Source organism: Chamaesiphon sp. OTE_8_metabat_110 (genome assembly GCF_031382685.1).
Classification (GTDB): Bacteria; Cyanobacteriota; Cyanobacteriia; order Cyanobacteriales; family Chamaesiphonaceae; genus Chamaesiphon.
Window position 1 is genome coordinate 1 of sequence record NZ_JANMZA010000140.1, and the last position, 19609, is coordinate 19609.

Annotated in this window: 18 protein-coding genes; 11 read left to right on the forward strand and 7 right to left on the reverse strand. The window is 48.8% G+C overall.

Annotated elements, in window-relative coordinates; translation table 11 throughout:
- Window positions 1-147: 147 nt before the first annotated feature.
- Window positions 148-357 carry a hypothetical protein gene (locus tag RMO52_RS04845; protein WP_309743382.1) on the forward strand — a complete coding sequence of 70 codons (210 nt, stop codon included), beginning with the start codon at window positions 148-150 and terminating at the stop codon, window positions 355-357.
- A 203-nt stretch (window positions 358-560) separates the two neighbouring features.
- On the opposite strand, the gene cofH is transcribed toward RMO52_RS04845, so the two are convergent.
- Window positions 561-1724 carry a 7,8-didemethyl-8-hydroxy-5-deazariboflavin synthase subunit CofH gene (gene cofH / locus RMO52_RS04850; RefSeq protein ID WP_396134889.1) on the reverse strand — a complete coding sequence of 388 codons (1164 nt, stop codon included), beginning with the start codon at window positions 1722-1724 and terminating at the stop codon, window positions 561-563.
- A gap of 294 nt (window positions 1725-2018) precedes the next feature.
- Between cofH and RMO52_RS04855 the strand changes: the two genes are divergently transcribed.
- From RMO52_RS04855 to purL, 4 genes are all read left to right on the forward strand, one after another.
- Window positions 2019-2723: a TIGR02466 family protein gene (locus RMO52_RS04855; RefSeq protein WP_309744738.1), complete on the forward strand. Its 705-nt coding sequence runs from the start codon at window positions 2019-2021 to the stop codon at window positions 2721-2723.
- Window positions 2724-3096: 373 nt separating this feature from the next.
- Window positions 3097-3441: a hypothetical protein gene (locus tag RMO52_RS04860; RefSeq protein ID WP_310411406.1), complete on the forward strand. Its 345-nt coding sequence runs from the start codon at window positions 3097-3099 to the stop codon at window positions 3439-3441.
- A gap of 33 nt (window positions 3442-3474) precedes the next feature.
- Window positions 3475-4500 (forward strand): agmatinase family protein, encoded by a 1026-nt coding sequence (locus RMO52_RS04865; RefSeq protein WP_310411409.1) that lies wholly within the window; start codon window positions 3475-3477, stop codon window positions 4498-4500.
- 279 nt (window positions 4501-4779) lie between these two features.
- Window positions 4780-8604 (forward strand): phosphoribosylformylglycinamidine synthase subunit PurL, encoded by a 3825-nt coding sequence (purL, locus tag RMO52_RS04870; protein ID WP_310411412.1) that lies wholly within the window; start codon window positions 4780-4782, stop codon window positions 8602-8604.
- Between the two features lie 83 nt (window positions 8605-8687).
- On the opposite strand, the gene RMO52_RS04875 is transcribed toward purL, so the two are convergent.
- Window positions 8688-9623 (reverse strand): ribonuclease Z, encoded by a 936-nt coding sequence (locus RMO52_RS04875; RefSeq protein ID WP_309743287.1) that lies wholly within the window; start codon window positions 9621-9623, stop codon window positions 8688-8690.
- A gap of 279 nt (window positions 9624-9902) precedes the next feature.
- Between RMO52_RS04875 and RMO52_RS04880 the strand changes: the two genes are divergently transcribed.
- From RMO52_RS04880 to RMO52_RS04905, 6 genes are all read left to right on the forward strand, one after another.
- A complete protein-coding gene (locus tag RMO52_RS04880) occupies window positions 9903-10127 on the forward strand; it encodes a DUF2281 domain-containing protein (RefSeq protein WP_309743289.1) in 225 nt (74 codons plus the stop codon).
- Window positions 10124-10507, forward strand: coding sequence for a type II toxin-antitoxin system VapC family toxin (locus RMO52_RS04885; RefSeq protein WP_309743291.1), 384 nt, complete (start codon window positions 10124-10126; stop codon window positions 10505-10507). The genes RMO52_RS04880 and RMO52_RS04885 overlap by 4 nt, the downstream gene beginning before the upstream one ends.
- 103 nt (window positions 10508-10610) lie before the next feature.
- On the forward strand, window positions 10611-12104 hold the full coding sequence (locus tag RMO52_RS04890; protein ID WP_310411416.1) for an AAA family ATPase: 1494 nt from the start codon (window positions 10611-10613) through the stop codon (window positions 12102-12104).
- Window positions 12105-12364: 260 nt separating this feature from the next.
- A complete protein-coding gene (locus RMO52_RS04895; protein ID WP_310411419.1) occupies window positions 12365-12916 on the forward strand; it encodes an SH3 domain-containing protein in 552 nt (183 codons plus the stop codon).
- 197 nt (window positions 12917-13113) lie between these two features.
- Window positions 13114-13323: a hypothetical protein gene (locus tag RMO52_RS04900; RefSeq protein ID WP_309743104.1), complete on the forward strand. Its 210-nt coding sequence runs from the start codon at window positions 13114-13116 to the stop codon at window positions 13321-13323.
- A 315-nt stretch (window positions 13324-13638) separates the two neighbouring features.
- A complete protein-coding gene (locus RMO52_RS04905) occupies window positions 13639-13938 on the forward strand; it encodes an RNA-binding protein (RefSeq protein ID WP_309743106.1) in 300 nt (99 codons plus the stop codon).
- A 119-nt stretch (window positions 13939-14057) separates the two neighbouring features.
- On the opposite strand, the gene RMO52_RS04910 is transcribed toward RMO52_RS04905, so the two are convergent.
- From RMO52_RS04910 to RMO52_RS04930, 5 genes are all read right to left on the reverse strand, one after another.
- Complete coding sequence (locus RMO52_RS04910) at window positions 14058-14552, reverse strand: hypothetical protein (protein ID WP_310411422.1); 495 nt, start codon at window positions 14550-14552, stop codon at window positions 14058-14060.
- Between the two features lie 228 nt (window positions 14553-14780).
- Window positions 14781-15761, reverse strand: a complete 981-nt coding sequence (locus tag RMO52_RS04915; RefSeq protein WP_310411425.1) for an RNA polymerase sigma factor, RpoD/SigA family — start codon at window positions 15759-15761, stop codon at window positions 14781-14783.
- A gap of 582 nt (window positions 15762-16343) precedes the next feature.
- Window positions 16344-17576 (reverse strand): DUF445 family protein, encoded by a 1233-nt coding sequence (locus RMO52_RS04920; RefSeq protein ID WP_310411428.1) that lies wholly within the window; start codon window positions 17574-17576, stop codon window positions 16344-16346.
- 170 nt (window positions 17577-17746) lie between these two features.
- On the reverse strand, window positions 17747-19408 hold the full coding sequence (locus tag RMO52_RS04925; RefSeq protein WP_310411430.1) for a DNA phosphorothioation system restriction enzyme: 1662 nt from the start codon (window positions 19406-19408) through the stop codon (window positions 17747-17749).
- 47 nt (window positions 19409-19455) lie between these two features.
- Window positions 19456-19605: a hypothetical protein gene (locus RMO52_RS04930; protein WP_309738840.1), complete on the reverse strand. Its 150-nt coding sequence runs from the start codon at window positions 19603-19605 to the stop codon at window positions 19456-19458.
- Between the last annotated feature and the right edge of the window lie 4 nt (window positions 19606-19609).

Sequence of the window (19609 nt, forward strand, 5' to 3'; positions counted from 1 at the left end):
CAATAAATCCACACTTGCTCGACACGATCGATCCCTGGTAGATCGATCGCCGTAGCTCGGAAATCTCCATAATTTAAAATCCTAAAATCGTGGAATCCGGGATACAATTGCCTTGAGTGTGAGTAAGTATAAATAACTATCAAAGCTATGTCGCCCAGTTCCCTAACCCCAGTTGCGCCCCGATCTACTACCCAAGAGCGTGCAGTTGGATCTGCTAATTCAGAGTACGAGCAGCAAATTGCCAAATTGACCAAAGCTCTATATCCAGCCGATAGACAAGAAAAATTCCTCGAACTGCAAGCAGAAGTTGACACCCTGTTATGCCAGTTGCAAGCATTGCAGACAGTGCGCGTGTAGATTTTGAGTCAGCACAACTTTTCGACCGTTTAAAATACCAGCCTCATCCAATCTTAAAATTACAAACAGAGCGATCGAAGATATTTCGATCGCTTTGTCTTTAGATCTAGATTCGTGATGGTGCGTTACGCCTACACCAGAGCGATAAATTAACGGTAGGGTGCGTTACTGCGCAAGCATAACGCACCAATTCTCTGGTCGATCTAAAGTAATTCGTATAGAGTACTACGCTGCCGATAATCCCGATCGAGATCGCCAATCGCCCCCTGCAACTGAGCAACCGATAAACAAGTCCCGCCTTTGGCTCCCGCCATCATGGTAATATGCTCCTCCATCAACGTGCCGCCCAAATCGTTGCATCCCCATGTGAGCGCAGTTTTCGCGCCTTCTAGCCCCAATTTGACCCAACTGGGCTGATGATTGGGGATGTAGTTACCCAAGAAAATGCGCGCGACAGCCGTGAGTAAGAGATTGTCAGCCAGAATGGGCTGATCGCGTCCGACACGACTGCGCAGCGGTGCGGGTGCAGATTCACCCACAAAAGGAAGAATGATAAATTCGGTAATGCGCGTGGGATACTCAGACTCGATCGCGTATTGTTGAATTTGTTTTAACTGCTCTAAGTGCGCGATTTGCTGGCTGGGAGTCTCGATATGTCCGGCTAACAGCGTACTAGTCGTGGGTAGCCCCAATCGATGAGCCGTAGAGATAATCTCAATCCACGTCGCACTAGAGATCTTTTCCGGGCAAATTACCCGCCGCACCGTATCATCGAGTACCTCCGCCGCCGTTCCTGGCATCGAACCGACACCAGCACGTTGGAGCGCCATAATTACATCAGCATAACTCAACCCATCTTGACGGGCGATAAACTCTACTTCTTGGGGTGAGAAAGCATGAAGATGGAGTTGCGGAAATGTCGTTTTAATCGCACTAACTAACTCTACATAATAAGTCAGCGATCGACCCCCAATCTTGGCACCGGGATGTAAACCGCCCTGCATACAAATTTCCGTCGCCGAGAGCGAGACAGCATCAGCGGCTTTAGCTAAAATCTGTTCGGTACTCAACCAAAATGCGCCCTCAGTACCTGCATCGCGCCGAAAAGCGCAGAAACTACAGTGCTGCTCGCAAATATTGGTGAAGTTAATATTGCGATTGATAACATAGGTAACTGTATCGCCAACTTGCTGGTGTCGAAGCTTGTCGGCTGTCAACCGAATCTGCTCGATAAGATCGGGACTAGTTTGAATCAGGAGCAAGAGTGCATCGGCTGTAGAAATATCCTCGCCTTGCAAGGCTCGATCGAGAATCCGCTCGACCGTGCTAATGTCTGAAGCAATAGTAGAAGCGGCAATTTCAGACATATAGAAATGATAACCAGAATGGAAAATGAACGAGTCAGCGATTGGTGAATATTAGTCCGATCGAGTTCCAATCATTATAGCCACTCTAGTTGAATAGAACTCGAACATTTATAAAATAGACCGAGCCTGAAATCTAGATGGTGGTGGGAAGCGGTTCCCTATTCCCTATTCCCTATTCCCTAAAGCCTATTCCATATTCCCTAAAGCCTAAAACCTAAAGCCTACCGATCGCATTGATGTCACTGACTTGCTAAACTCGATCGGGGAACTAGCGATATTGAGGAAAAGATTTTTATGCCGATCGAGACTTTGTTTCCACTGGCAATTTATTATGAAGATCTGCAAGATGCTGCCAAGCATCAACAAACCTTACTCGATGCGGTATTACAGCTAGAGCGAGAAGGTGGCGAACGCCGTAACTATCCAGAAATGGCCTGGACGGGCGATCTTCATGGCGTGGCTCAAATTCATACCAATCCGGCGTTTGTGTGGATTGTGGAGCAAGTAGAGCGGCATACAGCGATCTATTTGCTAGAGCTGGGAATCGATCTGAGCAAGGTCGATTTATATATTCAGCGGGCATGGCCGATCGTTTCACGGACAGAGCAAGAAGTTGGTGCCCATTGTCACAATACCGCTCACGTTAGTGCTGTTTACTATATTAAAGTCCCGAGCGAGGGGACTTACGATCCGGGGCGGCTGGTGTTTATTGATGAGGCGTTGGTAAATGAGGTGAGTCCGGGATTGGGCAGTGAAAATACCGATATCATTGCTGAAGATAACTACCTCAACCAGCTTCAAGCAGCCTATCTCCCTGTCGAGGGCAGATTATTGATGTTTCCCGCCAAGCAACGTCATGCTGTCACGATGAATGAGACGGAGGAGCTACGCGTCTCTCTATCATTCGATATCGTGCTGACAGCCAAGGGTGCGGCGTCGGGTGCGTATGAGTTCTTGACACCACCACCTACTCAGTGGCAGCAGTTTAAGTCTCATTGATAATTGATAATAAACCAGTCCACGAAGGCGGACTTTGTAGCGTTAGCCCCGATTTCAATCGGAGGCGATGCTAGTGCGGAGCAAATATCCCTAACCCGTTGGCGTAGCCTCTCCGCTAGGAGAAACTGATGTTAGACTAGCAAGATTTACGGCGATCGCCAACCTCAGCCGCCGTTACTCACAGCTTGTACCAGGGAACATTAAGCAAAGTAAATATAGTCGAAGCAGATAAGATTGCGGTCAAAACTGGTGAATATTAGCTACAGCGATGATTTGATGCCAGTTTTGCTGGTATGTACCCGGTTGACTAACCTCGCTGCGATCGGTTAGTGTTCAGAATCAAGTGGCGTTAATCTTTAAGATTAATTAATTTATGAAAAGATTTTTACTTCTATTTCTGTCGGCACCTACAGCTCTTAGTACGATTTTACCGTTTGTGACCGCAGCACCCGCTCTGGCTGGTAACAAACCAAGCCTTGACAATAAGTTTTGCGTCAGCACTCACAATCGACTCGTGTGCGTCAAATCTTCACAACTAGCAAGTAACGACCCCAGAGCAGTTCTCATCGCTAAAGCTGCCGCAGAAGCCAAAGATCCCGATGCTTTCGTCAATTTTAGCGATGAAGAAAGTGATGCCGCCGCAGCAATGTTTGGTTGTGACTGCCCTGCTTGTATTCGCTCCTTGCGTCACCTGCGTGTTATGGCTCAAGTTAGTTAGACTAGTAGCTAGTCGATAGTTGAGAGTGGCGCGATGAATAATCTAGATAATTACGATCCTAGTGGTGTCGGGCAGGTCAATGGCAACTTATTTGGCTTGCCGTTCGATTACGATTCGGCACAGACGATCGTCTTTGGTGTGCCGTGGGAAGTGACTGTTTCATACAATCCCGGAACAGCAGCAGCACCGCAACGGATTCTCGCTGCTTCGCCGCAATTAGATTTATATGATTTTGACAATCCTCAAGGCTGGCAAGGGGGTATTTATATGCCGCCGATCGATCCAGATCTGCTGGCAAAAAACCATTATTATCGCCAACAAGCAGCCTTAATTATCGATCGATTGGAGCAGGGTAAATCGCTGGATTTAGCACCAGATTTAAACCCAGTATTAGCCGAGATAAATCAGGCTGGAAGAGATCTCAATCGGTGGTTGTTCGATCGCACTCAAGCCGCGATGAATGCTGGCAAAAAAGTTGGTGTCATCGGTGGCGATCATAGCGTGCCATTGGGTTACATGCAGGCTTTAGCCGATCGATATCCCGATTACGGCATTCTCCATGTAGATGCTCATTCAGATTTGCGCGATGCTTATGAGGGCTTTGAATTTTCTCATGCGTCGATTATGTTTAATGCGCTCAAAATTCCCCAGATTTCTAAGCTGGTACAAGTAGGAATTCGGGATGTTTCTCAAGTAGAAATCGAGACGATCGAGCAGTCTCAAGGACGGGCGATCGCCTACTATGATTCACTCCTCAAACAACAGATGTATTCAGGTGCTAGTTGGCTGAGCATTTGTCAAGAAGCGATCGCTCATTTGCCGCAGCAAGTTTATATCAGTTTCGATGCCGATGGCTTAGATCCCAAACTATGTCCGAGTACGGGGACTCCGGTACCTGGCGGGATGGAATTGGAGCAAGCTTTTTGCTTGTGCCGCGAAGTGATTCGCAGTGGACGAAAGATAATTGGGTTTGATGTTTGTGAAGTGGGAAATGCCGAATGGGACGGTAATGTAGGTGCGAGAATTGTTTACAAGTTAATCAATTTAATGAGTTTGTAGTGGATAGTGGATAGTGGATAGCTTGCACTGTTGGCGTAGCCTGCCGTAGGCATAGTGTGGATGGGCGACCGACATCACAGGGCGAGATTGTCTATGTTCTCAAGTGGGAAAAGAGTAAGTTTTGTGGGCAATCGCCCAGCAGCACTTCTGGCTATCCACTATCCACTATTCACGTTTCACTATCCGATGTAAGGATATTTATCTTCAAATCAGCTTCCGGCGCAGATAGTGTTAAAATTTTTGTCCCACCCTGCTTTTATTTTCCCTACTACTGCACACATGACCCCATCCCCCTTCACCGACGCTGAAATTGCCGCTCAGGGCATCAAACCCAATGAGTATGCAGAAATTGTCAAAAGACTGAATCGGCACCCCAACAAGGCCGAATTAGGGATGTTTGGGGTGATGTGGTCGGAGCATTGCTGTTATAAAAATTCGCGTCCTTTGCTCAAGCAATTTCCGACGACGGGCGATCGCATCCTGGTCGGGCCGGGTGAAAATGCGGGGGTGATCGACTTGGGTGACGGACTGCAACTAGCTTTTAAAATCGAGTCTCACAATCATCCTTCGGCGGTCGAACCTTTTCAAGGTGCGGCGACTGGGGTAGGTGGGATTTTGCGGGATATTTTTACCATGGGTGCGCGGCCGATCGCAATTCTCAATTCGCTGCGGTTTGGCGACCTTAAAGATGCCAAAACCCGCCGCTTATTTACAGGTGTCGTGGCGGGGATTTCCCACTATGGTAACTGCTTAGTCGGTTCGGAAACCTTCATCTGGAGAGACGAGCGGGGGATTCACTGCGACACGATCGGCAATTTTGTCAATACCCATTTGCCAGCTCAGGCGCATACTCACGAACTGCCCTTGGGCATCGAGACACTCTCCCTCGACCCCAAAACCAATCGCAGTTGTTGGCAACCCGTTACCCGGATCTTCAAACGCCAGACAGATAAGCTGGTAAATATCCGCACCTCCTTGGGGCGTAGCCTAACAGTCACCCCAGATCACCCGATGTTACGGGTGGAAGCTGAAAATAAAGTGCGGATTCGCTACGCTCAAACCTTGCGCGTCGGCGATAGTCTGCCGATCCTTCAGCAGCTCCCCGAACTTGGGCAACCGCCACAGCCACTCGATTTAATTGCGCTAATTAAGCCAGAACATCAGATCGATCGAGAGTTGTGTATCAAGCTCCCCGATGCTTGGCAACCGACGGATCTAATTCGGACTACGCTCGAATTATTTGAACCCTCGATCCAAAAACGCAACCATTACCTCAGTACCAAAACCTTACCCCTAGAGCGATTCCTCAATCTCGAACAGCTCCTGGGATTCGATCGCGCCCTCAATTTCTCCCGTGCGGATCTCAAAATCGGTCAACATGGGAAAGATGACTGGTTGCCTGCAATAATCGAGCCAGATGCCGCTTTTGCCCGTCTTGTGGGCTATTATGTCGCCACGGGAATGGTCTCGCCAGCGGGTAATATTTACCGGATTTTCTTTAACTTCAGCCATCATGAAGCGGCAGCGGCTACCGATGTGATGGCGATCCTCCACGATTTAGGGATCGAAGCAAGTACCAAACAGCGCACATCTGGCATGGCAGTATGCGTCTCATCCTGGCTATTGGGCTATTTATTCATCCACGCCTGGGCATGTGGGAATGAATCGACACACAAACGCCTGCCCGATTTTGTGTGGGAATGGGATGCCTCATTGCAACAAGAATTACTCAAAACTCTCATTCGTAATAACCCGACGATTCCTAGTCCCACCAGTGGTTTAGCAGCACAAGAGAAAATTTTCTGCTCCACTTCTAGCCGTCAATTATTCGACCAACTGATGCTGTTGGTGCAAAATCAAGGCATCCTGCCCCAAGTCCACCATCGTCCGGCTTCAGTGGGCAAAATCAAAGGACGAGAATTTGATTATGCTGCCCTGTGGCAAATTGAAGTTCGCCGCGATTGGATGTCTAGTCGTCCCCCAGCCATGCCCGTTCAGCAGCGGGAAGTCGGCAATGTCGCCACTCAGACTAGCACGGCGGTTTCGACTCTCGCAACAGTCAAGATTCACAGCATTGCCACCCACAATGTCGCACCCTGCGATGTCTACGATGTGGAAGTCGATCGCACGCATTTATTCGTAACTAGTTCCGGCATTATCGCTCATAATTGCGTCGGTGTGCCGACAGTGGGCGGCGAAGTGTATTTCGACCCCGCCTACAGTGGCAATCCCTTAGTCAATGCGATGGCAATGGGGTTGATGGAAACAGCCACGATCGTCAAATCCGGCGCAGCAGGTATCGGCAATCCCGTCCTGTATGTGGGTTCTACCACCGGACGCGACGGCATGGGCGGTGCGAGTTTTGCCAGTGCCGAACTAACTGCCGAATCGATCGACAATCGCCCCGCCGTCCAAGTTGGCGACCCCTTCCTCGAAAAATCCCTGATTGAAGCTTGTCTGGAAGCGTTCAAGACTGGCGCAGTCGTCGCCGCGCAGGATATGGGTGCGGCGGGCATCACCTGCTCTTGCTCGGAAATGGCCGCTAAAGGTGGCGTGGGGATTGAATTCGATCTCGACTTGGTACCCGCCCGCGAACCCGGCATGGTGCCCTATGAATACCTCCTCTCCGAATCCCAAGAACGGATGCTCTTTGTCGCCCACAAAGGACGCGAACAGGAGCTAATCGATATCTTCGAGCGGTGGGGACTCCATGCCGTCGTCGCTGGGACGGTAATTGCCGAACCGATCGTCAGAATCTTATTTCAAGGCGCGATCGCGGCGGAAGTGCCCGCAACAGCCCTGGCAGATAACACCCCGATTTACGAGCGGGAATTGATGCAGGAGGCTCCTGAATACGCCCAAACAGCCTGGGCATGGACACCAGACCAGTTACCCCCAGCCACCCCCCAAGGCATCGAAATAAACGGCAAATCCCACACTTGGAATGACGTTCTGTTGACCCTCCTCGATACCCCCTCGATCGCGTCCAAACGCTGGGTGTATCGTCAATACGACCACCAAGTTCAAAATAATACCGTCATGCTCCCCGGCGGTGCCGATGCCGCGATTATCCGCATCCGCCCCTTAGAGCCGATCCAAGGTCGCCAATCCACGGTTAATAACCCCAATCTCGGCGTCGCCGCCACCGTAGACTGCAACCCCCGCTACGTCTATCTCAACCCCTTAGAAGGCGCTAAAATGGTCGTCGCCGAAGCCGCCCGCAACCTTAGTTGCGTCGGCGCAGAACCCGTCGCCGTCACCGACAATCTCAACTTTGGCAGCCCCGAAAAACCGATCGGGTATTGGCAACTCGCTAACGCCTGCATGGGTTTAGCCGAAGCCTGTACCAAATTTAATACCCCCGTCACAGGTGGTAATGTCTCCCTCTATAATGAAACCTTCGATCCCGCAGGCAATCCCGTCCCGATTTATCCCACCCCCGTCGTTGGAATGGTCGGCATCGTAGAGGATATTACCAAAATCTGCGGTCAAGGCTGGCAAAATTCCGGCGATCTCATCTACCTAATGGGTGTACCGACAACCCTAGGGTACCCACAAGCGGCGTTTTTATTCGGGGGTTCCCCCCGAATAGAAAAACGACAAGACGGGGCACCCCTACAGGTGACTTTAGGCGCTTCTGAATATCTCGCCACCCTGCATCAAACCGTCGCCGGACAACCCCCAACCGTGAATTTCGACCTCGAACTCCAAGTTCAAGCCGCCTGTCGCCACGGGATTCAGCAAGGCTGGATTAAATCGGCTCATGACTCCGCCGAAGGTGGTTTAACCGTCGCGCTGGCGGAATGTTGTATCTCTGGAAACAAGGGTGCGACGATCGAGATTGGCGCAGTCGAGAGTCGGTGGGATACGGTGTTATTTGGGGAAGGTGGCGCGAGAATTATCGTCTCGATCGAGCCTACTTATCAAGCTGAATTCGAGGCTTATTTAAACACCAATGTGACTGACGCTTGGCAATATTTAGGCGCTGTCGGTACTGCTGACGATCGGTTTCAAGTAACTGCGGAAACTAACTTAATCGATCTCGATATCGCCGCAATTACCGAAACTTGGGCAACTGCGATCGAGCGTCGTTTGGATGTCTAGTTAGGAATAAGGATTAAATAACTTGCGTAGGTTGGGTTTAAGCCCGCGAAACCCAACTCTCTAGGGATGTTGGGTTTCTTAAGCTAATCGATCCGCCGTGCGATCTCATGAGTCATCAGATCGTAAGCCATCCGCGTATTCGGAAAAATCGCCCGTGCAGCTTGTAACAAATCGTCCAAACCGATCGGGCTACCTGGTGAGTAACGGGGGCTAAAATGAGTCAGAATTAATTCTTTAGCTCCAGCACCTAGAGCCACTTGTGCCGCCATTGTCGAGGTCGAATGCAGCCTGTCGAATGCCATATCGGCATCTTGATGGGCAAATGTCGATTCGTGAATCAACACATCAGCATCCGCCGCCAGCTCGATCGAATTCTCACAGAACACCGTATCGGTACAGTAGACAAACTTGCGTCCGATCTCAGTTTCACCACACAAATCTCGACCATTAATAATTCTGCCATCTGGTAAAGTTACCACCTCACCATTTTTTAACTTCCCATAAATTGGCCCCGAGGGAATGCCTAATGCCTTCGCCTTTTCGAGATTAAATCTGCCGGGTTTATCGGTTTCACTGACACGATAACCGTAAGCCGGAACCTTATGCTTGAGCGGAATACAAGTGACTGTAAAATCAGCTTCTTTGTAGACGATCCCTGGCTCGATCGTGTGAACTTTCAGCGGATAATTAAGATGAGTATAAGAGTATTTCTGACACGCGCGGAGATACTCATCTAAACCTTTAGGGCCATAAATGTCAATTCGATCGGGACTACCTGCCATGCCGTAGGTCGCCAGCAAGCCCATCAATCCGAAAATATGATCGCCATGCAGGTGCGTCACAAAAATCCGCCGAATCTGGCTGATTTTGACATCGCAGCGCAATAATTGATGCTGAGTCGCTTCACCGCAATCAAATAACCACACCTCGGCCCGTTGCGGGAGATTGAGGGCGATACTAGAAACATTGCGTGTCCTGGTGGGGACACCTGAAGATGTGCCGAGAAAAGTGATTTGCACGTTACTTCGATCTGTCGATCGAGACTGATTGAAACTGCGCTGAGTGGGCATTGACGATCGCGATCGCCTGATGACCCATCCAGATATTATGGATAGTCATGTTGCCACAGGATAACAATATTTTACCCTGCCGATCGATAACCGCACCGGAAATCTTCGCTTTGCTTTACGACTCATTAACGGAAAGGTATTGTCTATGCTCACAGAGAAATATGCCCGAGTTGGCGATCGCGCTGACCTGCTAACCTTCTACAATTAAGGTGTAGTCACACTAAAACTATGCAAGTATCTGTAACAGAAGCCGCAGCTAACCTGGACGAGTTAATCCAAGCTGCCATCAGTGGTGAAGAAGTAATTGTGCTTAACGGCGATCGACCTGCAATTAAATTTACACCGATAGAATCGGTGAAACCTCGTCCAAAATTTGGAAGTGCTAAGGGGCTAGTTTGGATGTCTGAGGATTTCGATGAGCCGTTGGCAGAAATGCAGGAGTATATGGAGTGAGGCAATTACTCGATACGCATACTTTTTTGTGGTTTGTGATGGGAAATCCCCGCATTACGGCAAAATTGAGAGCGCAGATCGAAGATAATGAGAATCTTGTCAGCACTGTTAGCATTTGGGAGATAGCGATAAAATACGGAATTGGCAAGTTAAATCTTGAGATACCTTTCGATGATTTTATCGATCGACAAATAATTCCCAATGGTCTTCAAATATTAGATATTAAACTAGAACATCTCAAGCTAGTCTCCGCTCTGCCACTCCATCATCGCGATCCGTTTGACCGTCTGCTAATTGCTCAAGCAATAACAGAAGACATCTTACTTATCAGTGCCGATCGAGTATTTTCGCTCTATCCAGTTCGATCGATGTGGGAATAGTGGCTAGATGTCCAGCTTGTTGAGTGTAGATTGTATTAAGCTAGGAACAGATATCGAGCTGCAATCTGGGAAATCCCGAGCCGAAGCGCTTGGCGACCATATTATGACCTTTAGTACCGAATTTGAATTACTTCTGCGGGCGCGATCGCCGCTGATATACATCCCCACCACCGAAGAAGAACGGGTAGAGGGATCGATCGCCAAAGTTGCCCAGCAGCAAGGCAATCGTCCGGTGTATATCTGGGATTTTGTCGATGGTTATCAGGGCAATCCCAACGATTTGGGCTATGGTAAACGCAACCCATTGCAAGCTCTCGAATTTGTCGATAAACTCAGTCCCGATATCTCAGGCATTTTTATTCTCCGCGACTATCACCGCTTTCTCGAAGATGTCTCGATCGCCCGAAAGCTCCGCAATCTCGCCCGCAAACTCAAATCCGAACCGAAAAATATCGTCATTCTCTCGCCCCAGATTACCATCCCCAGCGACCTGAGCGAAGCGATCGTCCTGTTAGAATTTCCCCTCCCCACCGCTACAGAAATCAAAGTCGAGATCGAGCGATTGACTAAAGCGACTGGCAATAACTTGACAAATCAGCAGTTGGACGATCTGGTTCGTGCCTGTCAAGGCTTATCACTAGATCGGATTCGCCGCGTTTTAGCACGCGCGATCGCTACCCACGGCGAGATTCGCCCCGATGATGTCGAACTGGTACTGACCGAAAAACGCCAAACCATCCGCCAAACCCAAATTCTCGATTTCTACCCCGCCAAGGAACAGATTACCGACATCGGTGGCTTAGATAACCTCAAAGACTGGTTGCTGCGTCGTGGTGGCTCCTTTTCCGATCGAGCGCGTCAATATGGTCTCCCGTATCCGCGAGGGCTGCTCCTGGTCGGAATTCAGGGCACTGGTAAATCACTCACTGCTAAAGCGATCTCGCATCACTGGTATTTGCCGCTGTTGCGGTTGGATGTCGGACGCTTATTTGGCGGATTGGTGGGTGAATCCGAATCTCGGACTAGACAGATGATTCAGCTCGCCGAAGCACTCTCGCCCTGCGTGCTGTGGATCGATGAAATCGACAAAGCTTTTGCAGGTATCGATGGTAAAGGCGATGCGGGTACATCCAGTCGTGTATTTGGGACGTTCATCACTTGGCTGACTGAGAAAACCTCCCCCGTGTTTGTCGTCGCCACGGCAAATAATATCGATTCCCTCCCGGCGGAAATGCTCCGCAAGGGAAGGTTTGATGAGATTTTCTTTGTGGGCTTACCCACTAGAGCCGAACGTCGCGCCATTTTTAACGTCCATCTAACAAAACTGCGTCCCCATAACCTCGCTCAGTACGATCTCGATCGATTGGCGTATGAAACTAATGATTTTTCAGGTGCCGAAATCGAACAAACTCTCGTCGAAGCCATGCACATCGGCTTTAGTCAAAACCGCGATTTCACCACTGATGATATTCTAGAATCAGCCACCCAAATGATCCCCCTCGCAGTCACCGCCCAAGTCCAAATTCAATTCCTCCAAGACTGGGCGAATTCTGGTAAAGCACGACTCGCTTCTCGGCAAGCTTTAGGTAAGGGATAGGGTAAGAGGTAAAAGGTAATAGGTAAAAGAGCCAGTTTTTTAGCCTCCTAGTTACACATCCCCTCGATCCCTTTTACTTAGCATTTCCACTGAAAAAGCGCAGGTATTAACATTGGAAAATACGACGCTGGTGGAGCTTCGGCGAAGTAGTTACCCATTACCCCTTACCTCTTACCTCTTACCTCTTACCTCTTACCTCATACCCCTTACCCCTTACCACTTACCCTATCCCCTAACCCCTATTCCCTATCCCCTAATTTATGAATGTCGCCCTAAAATCGCTTCAACTCATCCTCGGTATGCTGACTGGACTGGTTGGCATCATTGGAGTCTTAGGTGGGGCGGGTTACTACTTCTTTGTCACTCAGATGAGTACCCGTCCGCCTAAACCCGTCTTTGCGGAGGAACGGGATGGGGGTAAATCGCTAGCAGCTAAACCTAAAGCCAAAACTGGTGCGAAACCCGCACCAGCACCAGTTAAAAACCCTCAAAATCCCGACGCAGCAGGAAAGCCACCGCCCGAAGCTTTTGATGCCAAAGTTGTCTGGAAAGATGGATTGTCACTTAAAAAAGACCCCGATTCGGGTGCCGAGAAAGTTGGAAGTGTGGCATTTAATGGCAAAGTCGCGATCGTCAAAACTAGCGACGATAAGCAGTGGGTACTGATTCGATCTCAAGTGGATAATGCCGAAGGGTGGGTGAAAGCTGGCAATATCGACAAAGCAGCCGCCGCCGCAAATGAAGTCCAAGCGGCTCCCAAACCAGCCACACCCGTTAGAACTAGAAACATCAGAAGAGTCAGATCGCAGTAGAGGCTTTAGGCTTTGGGCTTTAGGGGAAAGGGGAAAGGGGAAAGGTAAAAGGTAAAAGGTAATGGGTTTAGACTCTCTCCTCGTCTCCTCGTCTCCCAGTCCCCCCATCTCCCATCTACCCTCTACCCTCTACCCTCTCTTTATCTGTTTGAGCTAAGATCGAAAGAGATCTTCTCCAGGTTAACCCGACAGGTCCTATGCCATTTAACGAACTAACACCGATTCTGAAAGAACTTGCCAAAGAACCTGCGGCTTTTTGCAGTGGGTTCATCTCTGGGGCGCTCCGGCTCAACTTGACGGATGACCCCGTTAGAACCTGGCTGGAAAAGCAAGCTGGATTTACGCCAACAACCAGTCAAACTGGAACTAACGATCGCCAAAGACCGCAATCGATCGATATCGACTAGATCGACGAGGAGATTTGTACCGATGGCTTTATCCGATCTGAGCCAATCCCTAGCTACCCAGAAAAGTCTTTAAACTTGTAGTCTGGACGACTCAGAAAACCTAGGAGATCGGGTATGATGAAAATAATAATTACTAGTGCAGTTCGATCGTGGGAGAGCTTTGTAGTTTAGACAGCTACCTATCCTAAGTTAGTCGTTCTAAAATCATCATAGCCCACTAGAATCGATCGGACTTAGTTACGTCGCCTTGTAGCGAACGTCCTATTGTCTGTTTGCTGTCTGGTAACTTTCTCGTCCAGCTTTATCGATGCTCACATGACCATTTATATCGGAAACCTATCTTACCAAGCCACCGAAGAAGACTTAAAAACAGTTTTTGAGGACTACGGCACAGTCAAACGAGTTGTACTCCCTACAGATCGCGAGACTGGCAGAATGCGTGGCTTTGCTTTTGTTGAAATGTCTGACGACGCCAGTGAAGATAACGCAATTACCAACCTTGATGGTGCTGAATGGATGGGTCGTTCGCTCAAAGTAAATAAAGCACGTCCCCGCGAAGAAAGTGGCGGCGGTGGCGGTCAAAATCGTGGAGAATTCCGCAAGCCGTCTTACTAGAACCCGCTCTACAGATTCATCTCGATTGCGGTACTAGCGATCGCAATCGAATCATTCTATGTTGATGGTGAAGGTATCCATGTTACCTTCACTCTTTTGCGCTGGAATTTGCGATCGGATTAATTATTAATTAATTTAAGTTGTAGTTTACAAATACCTAAAATCCGGCGATCGTTCTGACTAACTTTGCTCAGAAGTTGATAGTTAGGTTGCCCCATCAGCGGCTGTTTGCTGGCACTTAGACCACGCTGATTATAAGTAAGTGTAGATTTTGACTTCCGACCGTCGAATGGGTCGATAATGGTCAAATTTAGCCGTGCTTCTTTAAATTGTCCATAGAAGCAACTAAACTCCGATCTTGGTAAGTAAAAAGCACCGATCGCCCGATCGCGGGTCGTTTCCAGAATAATATATTCTTTACCTACTACATCCGGTCGATCGGATTCACCATAGAGATACACGCCATTGGCAATTGAATTGGCACTCGACTGCTGCCTCTGAGCTAGAGCGCCCGGATCGCCGGGAATAACTAATAGGGCGATCGCGATCCTGGTCAGCCAGGATTTTTTACGGCGGTGGATTGACTGTAATAAAGCAATAACTACGCTCGACACTCACCCCTTCCCGAACAATAATTCATGATGGTATCAGACCGAATAATGGGAGCTACATTTCAGATTGTGTCTATCTATTATTATCCAGCATTTATCAGTATCCAGGACTATTGGGCAACAAAGTTATTTAGTGCTAATGATGCGGCAATCTCATTAGTATCGACCAAAAAGTCGGGGCAATTCATGAATTGCCCCGACTTTTTGGCGATTCGAGCTAGAAGACAACATCTAACTCGCTACATAGTCGCGGAAACTGCTATGACGGCGGCGAAAATGCGACAGCGCTTGATGTTCTAGTTGGCGCACTCGTTCGCGGCTGAGATTGAGGATTTCCCCCACCTTCGCCAGTGACAGCTCCGCACCACCTTCCAAACCAAAGCGCAAACTAATTACGTCCTGTTGCTGACTGGTGAGTTCGGCGAGCGTGGAATGTAGCTCTTGGCGCAAAGACTCTTGAACGGTGTACTTCTCGGGAGAAATCCCGCCATCTTCGAGCAGTTCCGAGAGTTCGGTGTCCTGATGATCGCCGACGCGGACATCGAGCGAGATCGGCTGACGGGAGATGTTGAGATAGTCCCGAATCTGTGCGGGTTCGAGTTGGAGCGCGACGGCGATTTCGGCTGAGGTCGCACTGCGTCCGAGTTGTTGGGACAGCTCGCGCTGGGTTTTTTTGATTTTGTTGAGTTTTTCGGTAATATGAATGGGTAAGCGGATCGATCGACCTTGTTGAGCGATGGCGCGGGTAATTGCTTGGCGAATCCACCAGTACGCATAGGTTGAGAACTTATAGCCGCGAGTCGGATCGAATTTTTCGACGCCGCGTTCTAGTCCCAGGGAACCCTCTTGAATCAAATCGAGGAATTCGAGATTGCGCTTTTGGTATTTTTTGGCAATGGCGACGACTAAGCGCAGATTGGCTTCGATCATTTTCTGCTTGGCTTGCAGACCCAACCGTAATACTCGATCGAATTCGGCTGTGGATAGCTTAGCTTTTGCCGCCCATTCTGTTGTCGTCGGCGGACGATCTAAGGCCTGTTCTAGGCTCTGTTTGACCTCTTGTAAGAGCATCATTTGTTGCACTTGCTTACCATAGCAAATCTCTTGCTCTTGGGTGAGCAATGGAACGCGACCGATTTCGTGGAGATAGGTGCGCACCATATCGCCGGAATAGTGGGTTTGACCGATCGTTCGAGTTTTAACACTAGGCATGAGTTTCTATTTAACTCCCTTTACAAGTGGCTAGTAAAACTTTTCACCAGACTACTGTTTCTATCTTCACATTCGATGTGGATCGCAATGAAGATAAGCTGGTAAATGGATTGATAGTAGATGTCTCCATCTGGGCACAGCTTGAGCTGGGGTATTCTCCGGTGCCTTAAAAATAATGACGTAAATAGCTAGATTAAAGTTCTCCACTATCTAAAAACATAGCAGTCTAGGTCGAGGTGAAAACTTAATTAATCATTAAGTTAGGCTTTAGGCTTTAGGCTTTAGGCTTTAGAAATAATATGTAGGGTGGGCAGTGCCCACCAGCTAGGTTTCAGACGTTAGCTACTTAATAAACAATTGCATCTGTCTACTTTATTTGTAACAACTGGGGTAAATTGTTCTTAGCTTATAGATAGTGGGCAGTGCGATTAGGTATTAGGCTTTAAGATTTAGGCTTTAGGTTTTAGAAAAAATAGCACTTTTCACCCGAAGAGATATCTACAACCTAATACTCAGCCTTGAAAATCTAAAGCCTAATAACCGATCCCTAATACCTAATCCCTAAAGCCTAATACCTAACACCTAATTCTGGAACCAAAGAAATCCGGTTTGCATCAAACCGACGATAAAGCCGAGAATCCCGCCGAGATTGACAATGCCTTGCAGTTCGCTTTTGACAATGCCTTGAATTCCCGCTTCGAGTTCGGCGGGAGAAGTCGCTTTTACCCTGTCGATGATTACTTGGTCGATATTGAGGATCGGAATGACTTGGGTGACGATTTGTTCGAGATCGCGTTCTAAATAACGATCGATAATAATGGCAAGTTCCGCACTGACGACATCCAATGAAGATGTCAAAATTGTCGAACTGCGGAGCCGACCGATAACTACATTGGCAATCCCATCCCAATCGATCGAATCTGTTAGTCCTTGAATGAGTTCGACGCCTTTGTTCTGCATGTAGCTCCGGACATTGACGCTAATCGTTTTGCGGAGTCCTTTAACGGTAGAAACAGGTAAGTTTTGGAGGGAAAGATCGCGTAATAATTCTTGAACGCGATTGCGGATATTGAGGGCGACGATCAGTTGAGAGATAATCTGATTGGCTTTTTCACGATCGTCCAAACAAAACGTCCGAAAACGATTGAGGGCATTTTTAACACCAAAAAGATTGGCAACTACCCAATAAGTACCACTACTTTTTTCGCGCAAGCCTTCATCGATGACTTGAATATTGCGATCGGTCAGAAAATCGACGATCGCCACCCGCAAGACCTCGGGGGGTAAAATAACATTGATCAACCAGTCAGACAATTGCGCTGCTTGGCTGTCGGTTAACTCGAATTCGAGGATCAACCGATCGAAGATTTGATTGATTTGGGGTTCTAAAAAGTCGGGTTTGCGTGCTAAGACTCTCAGCCAGCGGGGAAAGGATTCACCGAGTAAATCTTTGAGAATATTGGCGAGTAATTTGACCGTTTTTTGCTCTTTGTCGGCTTGAATCTGTTCTAGAGCCAATTGGAGCAGCCAGGTAATCGCGGATTGAACTCGCTCCACCTCTAGCAATCGCTTGGCGATCTTTTGTAGCTCTACTGGCGTGAGCAAAGAACCCATGATCGTATCCGAAATCCGGGTCGCCAATCGTTCTTGGTTACTCGGAATCAATCCCGGCGTAAACGGAAGTTGATATTTACCAATGAATTTCGCCGTATAAGGACGAAACAACATTTTGATCGCGACATCATTGGTAAAATAGCCGACAACAGCACCAGCCAGAGGCGGTGTCAAATATAGCCACAGTTGAAACGAGGACAATGTATTACCGGGATGCAATCTGGGTTGATTCTACAATTATACCCAGTGTGAGTTCGATCGGTTCGGTATGTGTATCCACCGGATCGATCGCGGTTATCCACATCTGAGGATTGTACTTCAATTTTCGCTCCGTAGGGTGTGTTTCTGCGTCAGCAAAACGCACCGAGCCTCTAAATGTCTAGCAAGCCGTAACGTTTCTGAATCGCGAGGAGTTGGGTTCTGGCGGCGGCAGCGTTGTCGGCGAGATCGGCAAATTCGATCAGGCGCAGGAGTTCTTTTTTAAGTAAATTTCGTTCGATCGCGAGTGTCTCTCGGTCTAATTCTGGTGGCAAAACGACCATATCATAGAGGGTAGCGCGATCCTTGCCAACATCTGGGCGGAGAATCCGCCCTCGGCGTTGGATAAATTGACGCGGATTGGTGCTGCTAGCGAGGATGACGGCATGTTTGATGGCGGGAATATCGATGCCTTCATCCAAACAGCGGATCGCGACTAGTCCTTGGAGTGCGCCAGATTCAAACTGGTGGCGGAGTTGTTCGCGATCGAGTAGTGATGTGGTGGCGGTATAAGTGTTGACGCGATAGCCGAGTTCGGTACCGAGTAAGTGCGTGACGGCGGCGAGTTGTTGGGTGCTATCGCTGCTACCATCGCCGCAGTAAAAGAGGGTGTGACTGGTATCGAGGCGATCTTGCATCAAGGTTTTGAGCGCGACGAGTTTGTTGGCAGCAGCACCGATCAGTCGGGAGCGTTGCATGAGTAAGGGTGTGAGATCTGGGGTGTCAAATTCATCGTGGTTGGCACCGCGATCGGAACTATTGTAAAGGAGTTTGCGGGCGATCTCGCGGCTGAGTTGGAGATAGCGATCGCTCTCATCTGGAGTCAGTTCGACGAGGATCGGATAGTATAAATAATGGACGAGGGCACCACAATCGATCGCGTCTTTGAGGGTAAATTCGGGCTGGAGGATATCTCCAAAGTAGTCGATGATATTTTGGGTGCCGATGTCGTCATAGTGGCGTTCGGGAGTGGCTGAGAGGGCAAGTCGCAAGCCGACATTCCGGGGGAGGCTGGACTCGCGCTTTTTGGCACCGAGGTTATGCACTTCGTCGCCGATAATCAGGGTACGATCGGGTAAATATTTGAGCTGGGATTGAAATCCGGCGGTAGTTAGGGTTTCGTTGGTAGTAACGATCGTCAGAAATTTTTGTTGTCCGGTATGGATTCTGGCAAGTTGGTGGGAAAATTTGCCTTGCCATTTATGGATGCTTTCGCAGGCGAGAATCGGCTGAAGATGAAACTTTTCGCACTCTCGCCCCCATTGATTGACGAGGTGCCGAAACGGACAGATAATAATCAGAACTTGCAGTCCGATCTGTTGATATAGTTGATGTGCGATCGCGAGGGCAGTAATTGTTTTACCGCTACCAGTCGCCATCTTCAGGGTACCGCGACCTTGATTTTTAAACCAGTTGGTAATTGCTTGTTGTTGGTACGATCGCAGTTGTAATAGTGCGGGTAATTGCGGACATCCCGGCGGCACTGGCTCGACTTGGTAGCGCACCTGTGCTTCGGCTACGGCTACCAATCGATTGATGCTCAGCCATCCCGCTGCTGAATTCCCTGCAACCTGAAGATCGGGAATTTTTGCTACTCGATAGATATTTTGTGAGTCGATCGACACCAGCAACCACCGAACGATGTGCCTTTTGATACTATCACAGCCAGACTTAGATCGGCAGCTTGCGATCGCCCGATCTTGGCTGGTACGGCAGTCGGGGCTGTAAGGGATAATTAACGTCAGATGACCCGATTGCCAAGTCTGAGCCGTCATCACGATACCGCCTTGATGGACGATCGTTAAATCCCCGCTCGATCTACCTAAAATGGTCGTTCTGCTTTTCTTGTCAATGTTGGATAATAAATCTTAATGACCGATCGGCGAGTGTCGATTGCGGTACCTTCGTTACCATAAGTTGCCATTACTCGATCCTTGCCAGACACAGACTGCTCGCGATTTTGCTCGGACATAACA

Coding starts and splice junctions, on each gene's coding strand:
- RMO52_RS04845 (WP_309743382.1), top strand. CDS start 148: ATGTCGCCCAGTTCCCTAACCCCAGTTGCGCCCCGATCTACTACCCAA.
- cofH (WP_396134889.1), bottom strand. CDS start 1,724: ATGTCTGAAATTGCCGCTTCTACTATTGCTTCAGACATTAGCACGGTC.
- RMO52_RS04855 (WP_309744738.1), top strand. CDS start 2,019: ATGCCGATCGAGACTTTGTTTCCACTGGCAATTTATTATGAAGATCTG.
- RMO52_RS04860 (WP_310411406.1), top strand. CDS start 3,097: ATGAAAAGATTTTTACTTCTATTTCTGTCGGCACCTACAGCTCTTAGT.
- RMO52_RS04865 (WP_310411409.1), top strand. CDS start 3,475: ATGAATAATCTAGATAATTACGATCCTAGTGGTGTCGGGCAGGTCAAT.
- purL (WP_310411412.1), top strand. CDS start 4,780: ATGACCCCATCCCCCTTCACCGACGCTGAAATTGCCGCTCAGGGCATC.
- RMO52_RS04880 (WP_309743289.1), top strand. CDS start 9,903: ATGCAAGTATCTGTAACAGAAGCCGCAGCTAACCTGGACGAGTTAATC.
- RMO52_RS04890 (WP_310411416.1), top strand. CDS start 10,611: ATGACCTTTAGTACCGAATTTGAATTACTTCTGCGGGCGCGATCGCCG.
- RMO52_RS04895 (WP_310411419.1), top strand. CDS start 12,365: ATGAATGTCGCCCTAAAATCGCTTCAACTCATCCTCGGTATGCTGACT.
- RMO52_RS04900 (WP_309743104.1), top strand. CDS start 13,114: ATGCCATTTAACGAACTAACACCGATTCTGAAAGAACTTGCCAAAGAA.
- RMO52_RS04905 (WP_309743106.1), top strand. CDS start 13,639: ATGACCATTTATATCGGAAACCTATCTTACCAAGCCACCGAAGAAGAC.
- RMO52_RS04915 (WP_310411425.1), bottom strand. CDS start 15,761: ATGCCTAGTGTTAAAACTCGAACGATCGGTCAAACCCACTATTCCGGC.
- RMO52_RS04925 (WP_310411430.1), bottom strand. CDS start 19,408: ATGACGGCTCAGACTTGGCAATCGGGTCATCTGACGTTAATTATCCCT.
- RMO52_RS04930 (WP_309738840.1), bottom strand. CDS start 19,605: ATGTCCGAGCAAAATCGCGAGCAGTCTGTGTCTGGCAAGGATCGAGTA.